Origin of the sequence: Mycobacterium paraterrae (assembly GCF_022430545.2) — a bacterium.
GTDB classification, from domain to species: domain Bacteria; phylum Actinomycetota; class Actinomycetes; order Mycobacteriales; family Mycobacteriaceae; genus Mycobacterium; species Mycobacterium paraterrae.
This window is the reverse complement of record NZ_CP092488.2, coordinates 204,341-219,459: the sequence shown is the minus strand read 5'-3', so window position 1 is coordinate 219,459 and position 15,119 is coordinate 204,341. Positions and strand designations below refer to the sequence as shown.

Annotated in this window: 11 protein-coding genes and 3 rRNA genes; 9 read left to right on the top strand and 5 right to left on the bottom strand. The window is 61.2% G+C overall.

Annotated features, from left to right (window positions below; genetic code table 11):
* Window positions 1-6 precede the first annotated feature (6 nt).
* Genes MKK62_RS00960 through MKK62_RS00945 form a run of 4 tightly spaced genes read left to right on the top strand, consistent with a single transcriptional unit; the run spans window position 7 to window position 3,273 of the window.
* Window positions 7-918 carry a F0F1 ATP synthase subunit gamma gene (locus MKK62_RS00960; RefSeq protein WP_240262828.1) on the top strand — a complete coding sequence of 304 codons (912 nt, stop codon included), beginning with the start codon at window positions 7-9 and terminating at the stop codon, window positions 916-918.
* Window positions 919-942: 24 nt separating this feature from the next.
* Window positions 943-2,403, top strand: a complete 1,461-nt coding sequence (atpD, locus tag MKK62_RS00955; RefSeq protein WP_240262829.1) for a F0F1 ATP synthase subunit beta — start codon at window positions 943-945, stop codon at window positions 2,401-2,403.
* 48 nt (window positions 2,404-2,451) lie between these two features.
* The gene (locus MKK62_RS00950) at window positions 2,452-2,817 is read left to right on the top strand and encodes a F0F1 ATP synthase subunit epsilon (RefSeq protein ID WP_240262830.1); all 366 of its coding nucleotides are present in this window, start codon (window positions 2,452-2,454) and stop codon (window positions 2,815-2,817) included.
* Window positions 2,818-2,829: 12 nt separating this feature from the next.
* On the top strand, window positions 2,830-3,273 hold the full coding sequence (locus tag MKK62_RS00945) for a DUF2550 domain-containing protein (RefSeq protein WP_240262831.1): 444 nt from the start codon (window positions 2,830-2,832) through the stop codon (window positions 3,271-3,273).
* Window positions 3,274-3,279: 6 nt separating this feature from the next.
* Here MKK62_RS00945 and MKK62_RS00940 read toward each other — a convergent pair whose 3' ends face one another.
* Complete coding sequence (locus MKK62_RS00940) at window positions 3,280-3,858, bottom strand: cob(I)yrinic acid a,c-diamide adenosyltransferase (protein WP_240262832.1); 579 nt, start codon at window positions 3,856-3,858, stop codon at window positions 3,280-3,282.
* A gap of 58 nt (window positions 3,859-3,916) precedes the next feature.
* On the opposite strand from MKK62_RS00940, the gene murA reads away from it, so the two are divergent.
* The 5 genes from murA to MKK62_RS00915 all read left to right on the top strand — a co-directional run bounded on the left by murA (window position 3,917) and on the right by MKK62_RS00915 (window position 11,624).
* On the top strand, window positions 3,917-5,170 hold the full coding sequence (murA, locus tag MKK62_RS00935; protein WP_240262833.1) for a UDP-N-acetylglucosamine 1-carboxyvinyltransferase: 1,254 nt from the start codon (window positions 3,917-3,919) through the stop codon (window positions 5,168-5,170).
* Between the two features lie 286 nt (window positions 5,171-5,456).
* Window positions 5,457-6,989: ribosomal RNA gene (locus tag MKK62_RS00930) — 16S ribosomal RNA — on the top strand.
* Window positions 6,990-7,299: 310 nt separating this feature from the next.
* Window positions 7,300-10,414, top strand: a 23S ribosomal RNA gene (locus tag MKK62_RS00925).
* 88 nt (window positions 10,415-10,502) lie between these two features.
* A 5S ribosomal RNA gene (gene rrf / locus MKK62_RS00920) occupies window positions 10,503-10,615 on the top strand.
* The 16S, 23S and 5S rRNA genes sit together here, the layout of an rRNA operon.
* Window positions 10,616-11,081: 466 nt before the next feature.
* On the top strand, window positions 11,082-11,624 hold the full coding sequence (locus tag MKK62_RS00915; RefSeq protein ID WP_240262834.1) for a hypothetical protein: 543 nt from the start codon (window positions 11,082-11,084) through the stop codon (window positions 11,622-11,624).
* A 2-nt stretch (window positions 11,625-11,626) separates the two neighbouring features.
* Here MKK62_RS00915 and MKK62_RS00910 read toward each other — a convergent pair whose 3' ends face one another.
* From MKK62_RS00910 to MKK62_RS00895, 4 genes are all read right to left on the bottom strand, one after another.
* Entirely contained in the window at window positions 11,627-12,124 is a 498-nt protein-coding gene (locus tag MKK62_RS00910) for a methylated-DNA--[protein]-cysteine S-methyltransferase (RefSeq protein WP_240262835.1), read from the bottom strand.
* Window positions 12,121-13,617: a DNA-3-methyladenine glycosylase 2 family protein gene (locus MKK62_RS00905; RefSeq protein ID WP_240262836.1), complete on the bottom strand. Its 1,497-nt coding sequence runs from the start codon at window positions 13,615-13,617 to the stop codon at window positions 12,121-12,123. The genes MKK62_RS00910 and MKK62_RS00905 overlap by 4 nt, the downstream gene beginning before the upstream one ends.
* Before the next feature lie 104 nt (window positions 13,618-13,721).
* Window positions 13,722-14,498: an SDR family NAD(P)-dependent oxidoreductase gene (locus MKK62_RS00900; RefSeq protein WP_240262837.1), complete on the bottom strand. Its 777-nt coding sequence runs from the start codon at window positions 14,496-14,498 to the stop codon at window positions 13,722-13,724.
* Window positions 14,499-14,633: 135 nt separating this feature from the next.
* Window positions 14,634-15,086 (bottom strand): PAS domain S-box protein, encoded by a 453-nt coding sequence (locus MKK62_RS00895; protein WP_240262838.1) that lies wholly within the window; start codon window positions 15,084-15,086, stop codon window positions 14,634-14,636.
* Between the last annotated feature and the right edge of the window lie 33 nt (window positions 15,087-15,119).

The window sequence follows — 15,119 nt, the reverse complement described above, 5'->3', positions numbered from 1 at the left end:
TCGAGGATGGCTGCCACACTTCGCGAACTGCGGGGTCGCATTCGTTCCGCTGGGGCGATCAAAAAGATCACCAAGGCCCAGGAGATGATCGCGACCTCGCGCATCGGTAAGGCACAGGCCCGTCTGAACGAGGCCCGGCCCTACACCGAGGAAATCACTCGCGTGCTCACCACGCTTGCATCGGAGGCGGCTCTCGACCACCCGCTGCTGGTCGAAAAGCCATCGCCGAAGCGGGTGGCCGTGCTCGTTGTCTCGTCAGATCGAGGCCTGTGCGGTGCGTACAACTCGAGCGCCTTCCGCAAAGCTGAGGAGCTGTTTTCACGGCTGCGGCAGGATGGCAAGACGCCGGTGATCTACACCGTGGGACGTAAGGCGTTGGGCTACTTCAAGTTCCGCAATTGGGATATCCGCGAGTCGTGGACCGGCTTCTCGGAGCGGCCTAGTTACGAGGACGCGTTGAACATCGCCGAGACGCTGGTGAGCGCATTCATGGCTGGTGCCGGCGACAACGAAGAGTCCGACGACCAAACCGCGGTCGACGAATTGCACATCGTCTACACGGAATTCAAGTCGATGATGTCGCAACAGGTCGGGGCGCACCGGATGGCTCCCATGGTCGTCGAGTACGTCGAGGACAACGACGAGCCGAAGACGTTGTACTCGTTCGAGCCGGACGCGACCACACTGTTCGACGCCCTGCTGCCGCGCTACGTGGCAACCCGCGTGTTCTCGGCGCTGCTCGAATCGGCCGCGTCGGAACTGGCCTCGCGTCAGCGGGCGATGAAGTCGGCCAGCGACAACGCCGACGACCTGATCAAGTCGCTCACGCTCGAGGCGAACCGCGAGCGGCAGGCTCAGATCACCCAGGAAATCAGCGAAATCGTCGGTGGCGCCAACGCGCTCGCCGACGCGAAATAAGCCCGATCAGGAAGCGAAGAGGATATGGCTGCTACCACTCAACAGGCTGAAAAGTCGACGAATTCGAATGGCGGCGACACCAACGGCCGCGTGGTGCGGATCACCGGGCCCGTCGTCGACGTCGAGTTCCCGCGCGGCTCGGTACCCGACTTGTTCAACGCGCTGCACGCCGAAATCACCTACAAAGAGCTGAAGAAGACGCTGACGTTGGAGGTCGCACAGCACCTCGGCGACAACCTGGTTCGCGCGATCTCGATGCAGCCGACGGACGGCCTGGTCCGCGGTGTCGAGGTAACCGACACCGGAAACGCGATCTCAGTTCCCGTCGGTGACGGCGTCAAGGGCCACGTGTTCAACGCCCTGGGCGACTGCCTGGACGAGCCGGGCTACGGAAAAGACTTCGACCACTGGGAGATTCACCGCAAGCCCCCGCCCTTCGACGAGCTCGAGCCGCGCACCGAGATGCTCGAGACCGGCCTGAAGGTCGTCGACCTGCTGACGCCCTACGTGCGTGGTGGAAAGATCGCGCTGTTCGGCGGTGCTGGTGTGGGTAAGACGGTGCTGATCCAGGAGATGATCAACCGTATCGCCCGAAACTTCGGTGGTACGTCAGTTTTCGCCGGCGTCGGGGAGCGCACCCGTGAGGGTAACGACCTGTGGGTCGAGCTCGCGGATGCCGACGTGCTGAAGGACACCGCGCTGGTGTTCGGTCAGATGGATGAGCCGCCCGGCACCCGTATGCGAGTCGCGTTGTCGGCGTTGACAATGGCCGAGTTCTTCCGCGACGAGCAGGGCCAGGACGTGCTGTTGTTCATCGACAACATCTTCCGGTTCACCCAGGCCGGCTCCGAGGTGTCGACGCTGCTCGGCCGCATGCCGTCAGCCGTGGGTTACCAGCCCACGCTGGCCGACGAGATGGGTGAGCTGCAGGAGCGGATCACCTCGACCCGAGGCAAATCCATCACCTCGATGCAGGCCGTGTATGTGCCCGCCGACGACTACACCGACCCGGCGCCGGCGACGACATTCGCCCACCTGGACGCCACCACCGAGTTGTCGCGAAACGTGTTCTCCAAGGGCATTTTCCCGGCGGTGGACCCGCTGGCGTCCAGCTCGACCATCCTGGACCCGGCGATCGTCGGCGACGAGCACTACCGGGTAGCCCAGGAAGTCATTCGAATCCTGCAGCGCTACAAGGACCTTCAGGACATCATCGCGATTCTCGGTATCGACGAGCTGTCCGAGGAAGACAAGCAGCAGGTCAACCGGGCACGTCGCATCGAGCGGTTCTTGTCGCAGAACATGATGGCGGCCGAGCAGTTCACCGGCCAGCCGGGTTCGACCGTACCGCTGAAGGAGACCATCGAAGCATTCGACAAGCTGGCCAAGGGCGACTTCGACCACATCCCGGAGCAGGCGTTCTTCCTCATCGGTGGCCTGGACGACTTGGCCAAGAAGGCCGAAAGCTTCGGCGCCAAGCTGTGATCGGTGCGTGTCGTCGGTCAGCGCTGAGCGTGGAAGGGCAGGTGTGAAATGGCCGTGCTGAACGTAGAGGTCGTTGCCGTCGACCGGAAGATCTGGTCGGGCGAGGCGACGTTCCTCTTCACGCGCACCACGGTGGGGGAGATCGGGATCATGCCCAATCACATCCCGCTGGTTGCGCAACTCGTCGACGACGCCATGGTTCGTGTCGAACGCGAGGGTGAGGACGACCTCCGGGTCGCGATCGAAGGCGGCTTCTTGTCGGTCACCGAGGAGAGCGTCAGCATCCTTGCGGAGTCCGCGCAATTCGAGTCGGAGATCGACGAGTCTGCGGCCAGAGAAGATTCGGAGTCAGACGACCCTCGCATTGCTGCGCGGGGACGCGGCAGACTGCGTGCCGTCGGCGCACTCGACTGACGGATCGCGGCGATGAGCACGCTCATGATCCTCATGATCGTTCTCGTCGCCGTGCTGGGACTGGCGGTCGTCGCGCTGAGCTACCGGCTGTGGAAGCTACGCCAAGGCGGGACCGCGGCGATCATGCGGGATATCCCTGCGGTCGGTGGTCACGGTTGGCGCCATGGCGTAATCCGTTATCGCGGAGCGGATGCCGCGTTCTATCGACTCTCCAGTGTGCGATTGTGGCCGGATCGTCAGCTCAACCGGCGTGGGGTTGAGGTGGTATCGCGCCGTCCACCGCGCGGCGACGAGTTCGACATCATGACCGAAGAGATCATCGTGCTGGAGTTGCGCGATACCTCGCAGGACCGGAAAGCGGACTACGAAATCGCTTTGGACCGAGGCGCTTTGACCGCTTTCCAGTCGTGGCTGGAGTCGCGGCCCTCGCCACGGGCACGTCGGCGCAGCATTTGACAGCTATTAGCCGACACGTCCTCCGCCGGGCCGCCACAGCACATCGCCGTCCGCGTTGACCACCCGGCACAAGATAAACAGCAAGTCGGACAGCCGATTCAGGTACTTCGCCGGCAGCGTGCTGACATCGGACGGGTGCTCTTCGATGGCGCTCCAGGCCGAACGCTCGGCACGTCGTGCCACCGTCCGGGCGACATGCAGCAGGGCTGAAAGTGCCGAACCGCCGGGTAGCACAAAGGAAGTGAGCGGTGGCAGGTCTGCGTTGAAGTCATCGCACCAGCGCTCGAGTCGGTCGATGTATTCCTGCGTGATCCGCAACGGTGGATGCTCGGGATTCTCGACGACCGGTGTCGAGAGGTCCGCGCCGGCGTCGAACAGGTCGTTCTGGATCTGTCGCAGCACGTCCGCGATCCGCTCCTCCGGTGCGCCCAGAGCTATGGCTGTGCCGATCGCCGCATTGGCCTCGTCGCAGTCGGCGTATGCCACCAAGCGCGTGTCGTTCTTCGATACGCGCGAGAAATCGCTCAACCCTGTTGTCCCGTCGTCGCCGGTGCGGGTGTAGATGCGAGTCAGATGCACAGCCATGACCACGAACGTACCTAGCTGACTGACAGGGCGATACCGCTTCACTAAACTAGCGCCCGTGACCGAGCGATTCGTGGTGACCGGTGGGAGTCGGTTGTCGGGCGAAGTCGCTGTTGGGGGAGCCAAAAATAGCGTTCTGAAGCTGATGGCGGCGGCGCTGCTGGCCGAAGGAACCAGCACAATCACCAATTGCCCGGACATCCTCGATGTGCCCTTGATGGCGGAGGTCTTGCGCGGGCTCGGCGCCAACGTCGAGCTCGACGGCGCGACGGTACGCATCACCTCGCCCGACGAACCCAAATACGACGCCGACTTCGCTGCGGTGCGCCAGTTCCGGGCCTCGGTCTGCGTGCTCGGTCCGCTGGTGGGTCGATGCAAGCGGGCCAAAGTCGCCCTTCCCGGCGGTGACGCCATCGGGTCGCGCCCGCTCGACATGCATCAAGCCGGCCTCCGACAGCTCGGTGCCGTATGCAACATCGAGCACGGGTGCGTGGTCGCGCACGCAGATGCGTTGCACGGGGCAGAGATTCAGCTTGAATTCCCGTCGGTAGGAGCGACCGAGAACATCTTGATGGCGGCGGTTCTGGCCGACGGCGTCACCACGATCCACAATGCGGCTCGTGAGCCGGATGTCGTCGACCTGTGCACGATGCTGAACCAGATGGGTGCGAACGTCGAAGGCGCCGGCTCGCCGACGATGACGATCACCGGGGTCCCGCGGTTGTACCCGACCGAGCATCGCGTGATCGGCGACAGAATCGTGGCAGCCACCTGGGGGATCGCCGCGGCCATGACGCGCGGCGACGTCACGGTGACGGGGATCGATCCAGCGCATCTGCAGGTCGTGCTGCACAAGCTGCACGACGCCGGCGCGACCGTGACTCAGACCGACGACAGTTTCCGAATCACCCAGTACGAGCGGCCGAAGGCCATCAACGTGGCGACGTTGCCATTCCCCGGTTTCCCGACGGATCTGCAGCCCATGGCCATTGCGCTGGCATCCATCGCCGACGGCACGTCGATGATCACCGAAAACGTCTTCGAGGCGCGCTTCCGTTTCGTCGAGGAGATGATCCGGTTGGGGGCCGACGCCCGCACCGATGGACACCACGCCGTGGTTCGAGGTCTGCCGCAGCTGTCGAGCGCTCCGGTGTGGTCGTCCGACATTCGGGCCGGTGCCGGACTGGTCCTTGCGGGCCTGGTCGCCGACGGTGACACCGAGGTTCACGACGTTTTCCACATCGATCGCGGCTACCCGCTGTTCGTCGAGAACCTGGCGAGTCTCGGCGCCGAAATCGAACGGGTACAGTAGAGGCTTAAGTACGACGCACAGCCTGCCTCAGGCTCTCTGGGGCGGCACATCGTGCAGTTTGACGGCGCTTTTGCGATGGAGTACAGTAGCAGGGTTGCCCGAAAACGGGTGTTGTTTGAGAACTCAATAGTGTGTTTGGTGGTTTTGTTTTGTTGTTGTTTTTGTCATGCCTCCGTGTTTTCCCGTTTGTGGGGGTGTGATGTTTTTTGATGCCGGTTTTGGTGTCTTTTTTGTTGGGATTGGATTGTTCTGATTCGAAATTCTGCCGGGTTGTTCCCGGGGTTTTTGTTTGGAGAGTTTGATCCTGGCTCAGGACGAACGCTGGCGGCGTGCTTAACACATGCAAGTCGAACGGAAAGGCCCTTTCGGGGGTACTCGAGTGGCGAACGGGTGAGTAACACGTGGGTGATCTGCCCTGCACTTTGGGATAAGCCTGGGAAACTGGGTCTAATACCGGATAGGACTACGGCCTGCATGGGTTGTGGTGGAAAGCTTTTGCGGTGTGGGATGGGCCCGCGGCCTATCAGCTTGTTGGTGGGGTGATGGCCTACCAAGGCGACGACGGGTAGCCGGCCTGAGAGGGTGTCCGGCCACACTGGGACTGAGATACGGCCCAGACTCCTACGGGAGGCAGCAGTGGGGAATATTGCACAATGGGCGCAAGCCTGATGCAGCGACGCCGCGTGGGGGATGACGGCCTTCGGGTTGTAAACCTCTTTCACCATCGGCGAAGCCGGTAGCTTTTGTTGCCGGTGACGGTAGGTGGAGAAGAAGCACCGGCCAACTACGTGCCAGCAGCCGCGGTAATACGTAGGGTGCGAGCGTTGTCCGGAATTACTGGGCGTAAAGAGCTCGTAGGTGGTTTGTCGCGTTGTCCGTGAAATTCCCTGGCTTAACTGGGGGCGTGCGGGCGATACGGGCAGACTGGAGTACTGCAGGGGAGACTGGAATTCCTGGTGTAGCGGTGGAATGCGCAGATATCAGGAGGAACACCGGTGGCGAAGGCGGGTCTCTGGGCAGTAACTGACGCTGAGGAGCGAAAGCGTGGGGAGCGAACAGGATTAGATACCCTGGTAGTCCACGCCGTAAACGGTGGGTACTAGGTGTGGGTTTCCTTCCTTGGGATCCGTGCCGTAGCTAACGCATTAAGTACCCCGCCTGGGGAGTACGGCCGCAAGGCTAAAACTCAAAGGAATTGACGGGGGCCCGCACAAGCGGCGGAGCATGTGGATTAATTCGATGCAACGCGAAGAACCTTACCTGGGTTTGACATGCACAGGACGCCGGTAGAGATATCGGTTCCCTTGTGGTCTGTGTGCAGGTGGTGCATGGCTGTCGTCAGCTCGTGTCGTGAGATGTTGGGTTAAGTCCCGCAACGAGCGCAACCCTTGTCTCATGTTGCCAGCGCGTTATGGCGGGGACTCGTGAGAGACTGCCGGGGTCAACTCGGAGGAAGGTGGGGATGACGTCAAGTCATCATGCCCCTTATGTCCAGGGCTTCACACATGCTACAATGGCCGGTACAAAGGGCTGCGATGCCGTGAGGCTTAGCGAATCCTTGAAAGCCGGTCTCAGTTCGGATCGGGGTCTGCAACTCGACCCCGTGAAGTCGGAGTCGCTAGTAATCGCAGATCAGCAACGCTGCGGTGAATACGTTCCCGGGCCTTGTACACACCGCCCGTCACGTCATGAAAGTCGGTAACACCCGAAGCCAGTGGCCTAACCCTTGTGGGGGGAGCTGTCGAAGGTGGGATCGGCGATTGGGACGAAGTCGTAACAAGGTAGCCGTACCGGAAGGTGCGGCTGGATCACCTCCTTTCTAAGGAGCACCACGAAAAGAGTGCTGGCAGTGGGCTGGCCTCGAGCCGTGAGGAATTCGTGCGCTGTAGTGGCGCCGGGTTTGGTGCACAACAACATTCGCGTTCTTTTCGGAGGCGGCTTTACTGCCAGACACACTGTTGGGTCCTGAGGCAACACCTGCTGTTGTCCTGTGGTCGTTGGATCGCAGGGGTGGGGTTGTCGCCCTGACTTGGTGGTGGGGTGTGGTGTTTGATTTGTGGATAGTGGTTGCGAGCATCTTTAGCAATTGACTGTTTTTTTCAGTTTTTTGTCGAGAGTGTTTTTTGTGTTTGTAAGTGTTTAAGGGCACATGGTGGATGCCTTGGCATCAGGAGCCGATGAAGGACGTGGGAGGCTGCGATATGCCTCGGGGAGCTGTCAACCGAGCGTGGATCCGAGGATGTCCGAATGGGGAAACCCGGCACGAGTGATGTCGTGTCACCTGTATCTGAATACATAGGGTGCAGGGGGGAACGCGGGGAAGTGAAACATCTCAGTACCCGTAGGAAAAGAAAACAATAGTGATTCCGTGAGTAGTGGCGAGCGAAAGCGGAGGATGGCTAAACCGTGCGCATGTGATACCCGGCGGGGGTTGTGTGTGTGGTGTTGTGGGGTTTGTGTTCTGTGGTCCGCCGATCGCAGCATCAGTAGTGGCGTGTTAGTCGAAGTGGCCTGGGATGGTCTGCCGTAGACGGTGAGAGCCCGGTAGGTGAAAACATGTTGCCTGGTGTCGCAAATACCCGAGTAGCAGCGGGCCCGTGGAATCTGCTGTGAATCTGCCGAGACCACTCGGTAAGCCTGAATACTTCCTGATGACCGATAGCGGATGAGTACCGTGAGGGAATGGTGAAAAGTACCCCGGGAGGGGAGTGAAAGAGTACCTGAAACCGTGTGCCTACAAGCCGTCAGAGCCTTCCCTTTTGGGTGGGGTGATGGCGTGCCTTTTGAAGAATGAGCCTGCGAGTCAGGGACATGTCGCGAGGTTAACCCGGGTGGGGTAGCCGCAGCGAAAGCGAGTCTGAATAGGGCGTATCCACCGTTGTGGTGGTGTAGTGGTGTGTTCTGGACCCGAAGCGGAGTGATCTACCCATGGCCAGGGTGAAGCGCGAGTAAGACCGCGTGGAGGCCCGAACCCACTTAGGTTGAAGACTGAGGGGATGAGTTGTGGGTAGGGGTGAAAGGCCAATCAAACTCCGTGATAGCTGGTTCTCCCCGAAATGCATTTAGGTGCAGCGTTGCGTGTTTCTTGCCGGAGGTAGAGCTACTGGATGGCCGATGGGCCCTACTAGGTTACTGACGTCAGCCAAACTCCGAATGCCGGTAAGTCAAAGCGTGGCAGTGAGACGGCGGGGGATAAGCTCCGTGCGTCGAGAGGGAAACAGCCCAGATCGCCGGCTAAGGCCCCTAAGCGTGTGCTAAGTGGAAAAGGATGTGCAGTCGCATAGACAACCAGGAGGTTGGCTTAGAAGCAGCCACCCTTGAAAGAGTGCGTAATAGCTCACTGGTCAAGTGATTGTGCGCCGATAATGTAGCGGGGCTCAAGCACACCGCCGAAGCCGCGGCAACGTATTTATACGTTGGGTAGGGGAGCGTCCTGCATCCAGTGAAGCCACCGAGTGATCGAGTGGTGGAGGGTGTGGGAGTGAGAATGCAGGCATGAGTAGCGATAAGGCAAGTGAGAACCTTGCCCGCCGAAAGACCAAGGGTTCCTGGGCCAGGCCAGTCCGCCCAGGGTGAGTCGGGACCTAAGGCGAGGCCGACAGGCGTAGTCGATGGACAACGGGTTGATATTCCCGTACCCGTGTGTGCGCGCCCATGACGAATCAGCGGTACTAACCACCCAAATCCCGGATCATCGGCGACCTTCGGGTCAACGAGTTCTGGGGGCTGCGTGGGATCTTCGCTGGTAGTAGTCAAGCGATGGGGTGACGCAGGAAGGTAGCCGTACCAGTCAGTGGTAATACTGGGGCAAGCCGGTAGGAAGACATTCAGGTAAATCCGGGTGTCACATATTCCGAGAGGTGATGCATAACCGGATGAGGTGAATTCGGTGATCCTATGCTGCCGAGAAAAGCCTCTAGCGAGCTCACACACGGCCCGTACCCCAAACCAACACAGGTGGTCAGGTAGAGAATACCAAGGCGTACGAGAGAACTATGGTTAAGGAACTCGGCAAAATACCCCCGTAACTTCGGGAGAAGGGGGGCCCACACACCGTCATGGCCCGTGCGGCCGGCAGCGGGAGTGGGTCGCAGAAACCAGTGAGAAGCGACTGTTTACTAAAAACACAGGTCCGTGCGAAGTCGCAAGACGATGTATACGGACTGACGCCTGCCCGGTGCTGGAAGGTTAAGAGGACCCGTTAACCCCTTTGGAGGTGAAGCGGAGAATTTAAGCCCCAGTAAACGGCGGTGGTAACTATAACCATCCTAAGGTAGCGAAATTCCTTGTCGGGTAAGTTCCGACCTGCACGAATGGCGTAACGACTTCTCAACTGTCTCAACCATAGACTCGGCGAAATTGCACTACGAGTAAAGATGCTCGTTACGCGCGGCAGGACGAAAAGACCCCGGGACCTTCACTATAGCTTGGTATTGATGTTCGGTACGGTTTGTGTAGGATAGGTGGGAGACTGAGAAACAATTACGCCAGTAATTGCGGAGTCGTTGTTGAAATACCACTCTGATCGTATTGGACCTCTAACCTCGAACCGTATATCCGGTTCAGGAACAGTGCCTGGTGGGTAGTTTAACTGGGGCGGTTGCCTCCCAAAATGTAACGGAGGCGCCCAAAGGTTCCCTCAACCTGGACGGCAATCAGGTGTTGAGTGCAAGTGCACAAGGGAGCTTGACTGCAAGACCTACACGTCAAGCAGGGACGAAAGTCGGGACTAGTGATCCGGCACCCCCGAGTGGAAGGGGTGTCGCTCAACGGATAAAAGGTACCCCGGGGATAACAGGCTGATCTTCCCCAAGAGTCCATATCGACGGGATGGTTTGGCACCTCGATGTCGGCTCGTCGCATCCTGGGGCTGGAGCAGGTCCCAAGGGTTGGGCTGTTCGCCCATTAAAGCGGCACGCGAGCTGGGTTTAGAACGTCGTGAGACAGTTCGGTCTCTATCCGCCGCGCGCGTCAGAAGCTTGAGGAAACCTGTCCCTAGTACGAGAGGACCGGGACGGACGAACCTCTGGTCCACCAGTTGTCCCACCAGGGGCACCGCTGGATAGCCACGTTCGGACAGGATAACCGCTGAAAGCATCTAAGCGGGAAACCCCCTCCAAGACCAGGCTTCTCACCCATTAAGTGGGATAAGGCCCCCCGCAGACCACGGGATCAATAGACCAGACCTACAAGCCCAGCAATGAGCTCAGGGAACTGGCACTAACCGGCCGAAAACTTACACACACGCAACCACTAACCCACAACAAACCAAACTGCTGCACCCCACCACCAAAAACACCAAGAACCACACCCAAAAACGGGTGAATAAAGTTACGGCGGTCATAGCGACAGGGAAACGCCCGGACCCATCCCGAACCCGGAAGCTAAGCCTGCCAGCGCCGATGATACTACCCACCCGGGTGGAAAAGTAGGACACCGCCGAACACAACCTAACGAAATGCCCCCCGACCACAATCGGGGGGCATTTCCATTACCAACGTAAATCGATTACAGCGCATTTCGCGTTTCGCTAATTCGGCCGCGTCAACTGCCAGGTAATTGTTCCATCAGGCTGGTTTGTCGTCATATTTAAGCGATTTTGTATCAATCGTTTCTTTCACTGCTCCATGCAAGCCGACCCACGTAGCGCCGGCCGGCGAGACCAATTGCCGCGTCCGCCGAATTCCGTCCTGAACGGGAAGTGCTCCGGCTTGACCGGACGGTCAGGTGGTCGACACCCTCGAAGAGGGTCAAAGAGTGTTTCATTCGGATCTCGGAGGTCGCGGTAGCGCAACGCCGAGGTCGCAAAGAGTTATCCAACCGTGTTGTAAATGTGACAAAACTACCCTACCGTTATCAAAGTGAAACCTGTGCTCCATGTGCATGGAGCGATGACGGAGGGGAGTTCCACATGACCGCGAACAAATCGGCCACGGGCCTGCGCGGATCGCACACGGGGCGGACCAGGTGGGACACCGCGGAACTCGTCGTGACGTCGATCGTGCGGCCCGTCATCGTCACTGCCGCGGTTTTCGGCGCTGTCTTGGGAGCTATTCCGGCTGCCCACGCCGACCCTGCCGGCGGCGCGCCGGGGCCGGTCCTCAATGGCGTCGGCATCGGTAACAATGGCTCGGTGAGTGGGGCCATTTCGCAGATGGGGCAATCGATCTGTCCCATGCTGGTCAAGCCTGGTGGCAGTCTGGCGAGTGGCGCGGCTCAGATGAGTGGTCACGGCGGTCTGGAAGCACCCATGGCGGGCTTCCTGGCCCAGATGGCAATCCAGTCGCAGTGTCCAGGGTGGATAAATTCGATGGCCAACGGCAACATGCCATTCCCGCTTCCCGGTGCCGGCGGACCTGGACTGCCGCTTGGTCTTGGGGCTCCCGCTGCGCAGCCGCTGCTGCCGGGTGTCAATCCCATTGGCCCGCAACCGCGGCCGTTCCCCGGATTCTAGGCTCAGTCGAACAGCGGCAACGTCGGCGAACTACGCCTGGTTTCCAGGGCAAGCAGTGACCGTTTCCTGTCCAGGCCGCCACCGTAGCCGGTGAGGCCGCCGCTGGCGCCGATCACCCGGTGGCACGGGACGATGATGGCAATTGGATTGTGGCCGTTGGCAAGTCCGACGGCACGAGCCGCGCCGGGTGCGCCGATCTGGTTCGCGATGTGACCATACGACCTGGTTTCGCCGAATGGGATGGTCAGCAGTGCTTGCCACACCCGTCGCTGAAATTCCGTGCCTCGCAGATCTAGCTCGAGCTCGAATTCGGTGAGGTCGCCGGCGAAGTATGCGTTGAGCTGTTCGACTGCATCCCCAAATGCGCTGGGTCTTTCCGACCAGCCGACCCGGCTCGGTTCATAGGTCTGGTCGACCATCCGCAAATTGGTCAGCACGTTGTCATGCCCGGCCAGCGTCAGTAACCCGACAGGGCTGTCGATTGTGCGGTAGTCAGTCATGCGCTCTCCTTGACCGGCCAGTGGTTGACCGAGTGGTCCAACGTCGTCCACAAATGCTGTGTCGCGTATGACCGCCACGGGCGCCACGATGTGCTCCGCGCCGTCAACTGGCGATGGTCGGTGGGCAGGCCCAAATGCCCTGCAGCCATACGCAACCCGAGGTCACTGGCGGGGAAAGCGTCGGGGTCGCCGAGCCCGCGCATCGCGATGACTTCGGCCGTCCACGGCCCAATTCCCGGCAGCGCCAACAGTTGGCTGCGCGCCGCGTCCCAGTCGCATCCGGGGTTTAGCACCACTCGTCCGTCGGCGATCGCGGCAATGAGACCGGTGAGGGTCCGTCGTCGGCTACCCGGCACCGCGAGGTGAGCCGGAGCAATGTCGGTGAGCTGCTCGATTGATGGAAACGTATGCGTCAGTGCACCGTTCGCGTCCTCAATCCGTTGGCCGTAGGCCGTGACCAGTCTGCTCGCATGGGTTCGTGCGGCCTTCATCGACACCTGCTGGCCCAGCACCGTCCGAACGGCAAGCTCCGCCTCGTCGACTGTGCGCGGAATGCGCTGCCCGGGTGCCTTGGCAATCACCGGCGCGAGCAGCGGGTCGGAACTCAACGCGTCGATCACGGCGTCCGGGTCGGCGTCGAGGTCGAGCAGTCGTCGACAGCGAGAGATCGCTGACGTCAGGTCGCGGAAGTCGTCGAGGACCAACACGCATCGGACATGGTCGGGCGCCGGTGTCAGGCTGGCGATTCCGTTGCCGAACGGCAGCCGAAGGGTACGGCGGTATGCCCCGTCGCGAATTTCTTCGCATCCGGGTACCACGCTGGCGGCGAGATGGCCGAACACTCCCTCGTAGGCGAAGGGCTTCCGCACCGGTAAACGGAGCGTCACCGTGCCCGGCGAAGGCGCACCGCTGACGTCGCGTCCGCGGAGCCCGGCAGCGCGGCTGCGCAACTGAGTGGGCGTCCCATCGAAGACCGACCGCACGGTGTCGTTGAACTGGCGAATACTGGAAAAGCCTGCGGCAAAAGCAATGTCGCCGAAGGAGAGATCGGTGGTCTCGATGAGTATGCGTGCGGTCTGGGTGCGCTGCGCGCGGGCCAACGCGAGCGGGCCGGCGCCGGTCTCTTCCTGCAGCAGTCGCTGGAGCTGCCGAGTGGTGTAGCCGAGCCGCGCGGCCAGACCGGTGACTCCCTCGCGGTCGACCGTACCGTCGGCGATCAGACGCATCGCGCGGGCAACCAGGTCGTCGCGCATGTTCCATTCCGGCGAACCAGGGGAGGCGTCAGGTCGACACCGTTTACACGCGCGGAACCCGGCACGTTGCGCCGCCGCCGCGGTCGGATAGAAGGAGACGTTGCGGGCGAACGGCGGATGGACCGGGCAGCTCGGGCGGCAGTAGATCCCGGTGGTCCGCACGGCGGTGACAAACCAGCCGTCGAACCGAGCGTCCTTGGATTTGACGGCCCGGTAGCAGCGGTCGAAGTCTTCGTGCACGACTCGACTTTTACACCCGGGCACCGACATTTCTAGCGGAAATGCGACATGGTCGTCGCCCGCAGAAGGGCCCCGATGTTGCGGGACCCTTCTGGGTTGCGGGTCTACTTCGGTGGCATCCGAATGCCGCCGTCCACGCGGACGACCTCGGCGTTCATGTACGAGTTGGTGAGCAACTCGACCACCATCGACGCCAACTCGTCCGGCTTGCCCAAGCGGTGCGGAAACAGCACGGACTCGCCGAGCTTGGCCTTGAACGCTTCGGAGGCTTCGCCCTCACCGTAGATCGGGGTGTCGATCAACCCGGGAGCCACGGTGTTGACGCGGACACCGACGGCTGACAGGTCGCGGGCGACCGGCAGCGTCAGGCCCACGACACCGCCCTTGGACGACGAGTAGGCCGCCTGGCCGATCTGGCCGTCGAATGCGGCGACGCTGGTCATGTTCACGATCGCGCCGCGCTCGCCGGTGTCGGTGAACTCGTTCTTGCTCATCTGAGTAGCCGCGATGCGAATGCAGTCGAAGGTGCCGACGAGGTTGATCTCGAGGACCTTCTTGTAAGCGCCGAGGTCATGGGCCGACGAGAACTCACCGTCCTTGCCAATGGTGCGCTGGGCCCAGCCGATGCCGGCCGAGTTGACCAGTGCCCGCAGCGGACCGAGATCAGCAGCGGTCTTGACCGCGTCGATGATCTGGTCGGTCTTGGTGACGTCGACGGTGACGAAGACGCCGCCGATCTCGTTGGCGAGTGCTTCGCCTTTGTCGGCCTGAAGGTCGGCGACAACGACCCGGGCACCCTTAGCCGCCAACTGACGGGCGGTCGCCGCACCGATTCCTGACGCGCCGCCGGTGACGACCGCGCTAGCTCCATTGATATCCACGTCGACATCCTAAGCAGTGGGCGTATCGGCGCGACCAGGTGCTCGGGTTAGTCGATCGTCACGGTCCAGATTCATTGCGGCTCAACAGCTCTGAAGACGCCTGTGGGCAATCTGTGAGGTCCCCCGGGGTGGAAGCTAGCCGGGCAGCAGTCCGTCGTCCGGCGATGTGTGCCAAGCAATCTCGGTCAAGTCGGTCATCACGACGACCGCCAGGTTCTCGTTGACGCGGATCAGCACCGAATCACTGAGCAATGCCGGCATTGTCCATCCGTCTGCATGCCGGAGTCGGATGACCGTATTCGCGTGCTCACGCAACATCGCGACAATGCCGTAATCGAGCGGCTCGAAACAGTCGATCAGAGACTGCGCGGTCATCGTGAGTAGGTCCTGACGGCGATACCCGACCATCGCGGCAAACGCCTCGTTGACGAACTCGATGGCGCCTCCATCGTCGACGGCCAGGATCGGCACCGGCAGACGACTCAGGGCCAGCAGGGCGGGGAAGTCTCGAAGGAACTCGATCGCGGACTCGCCACGAGGGCGACGTTGCCGCTGGTCGATCAGCACAGACGCGGCGCGCGGGCTCATGGTCGAGTTCCTTCCAACTACCCCCATGACCCC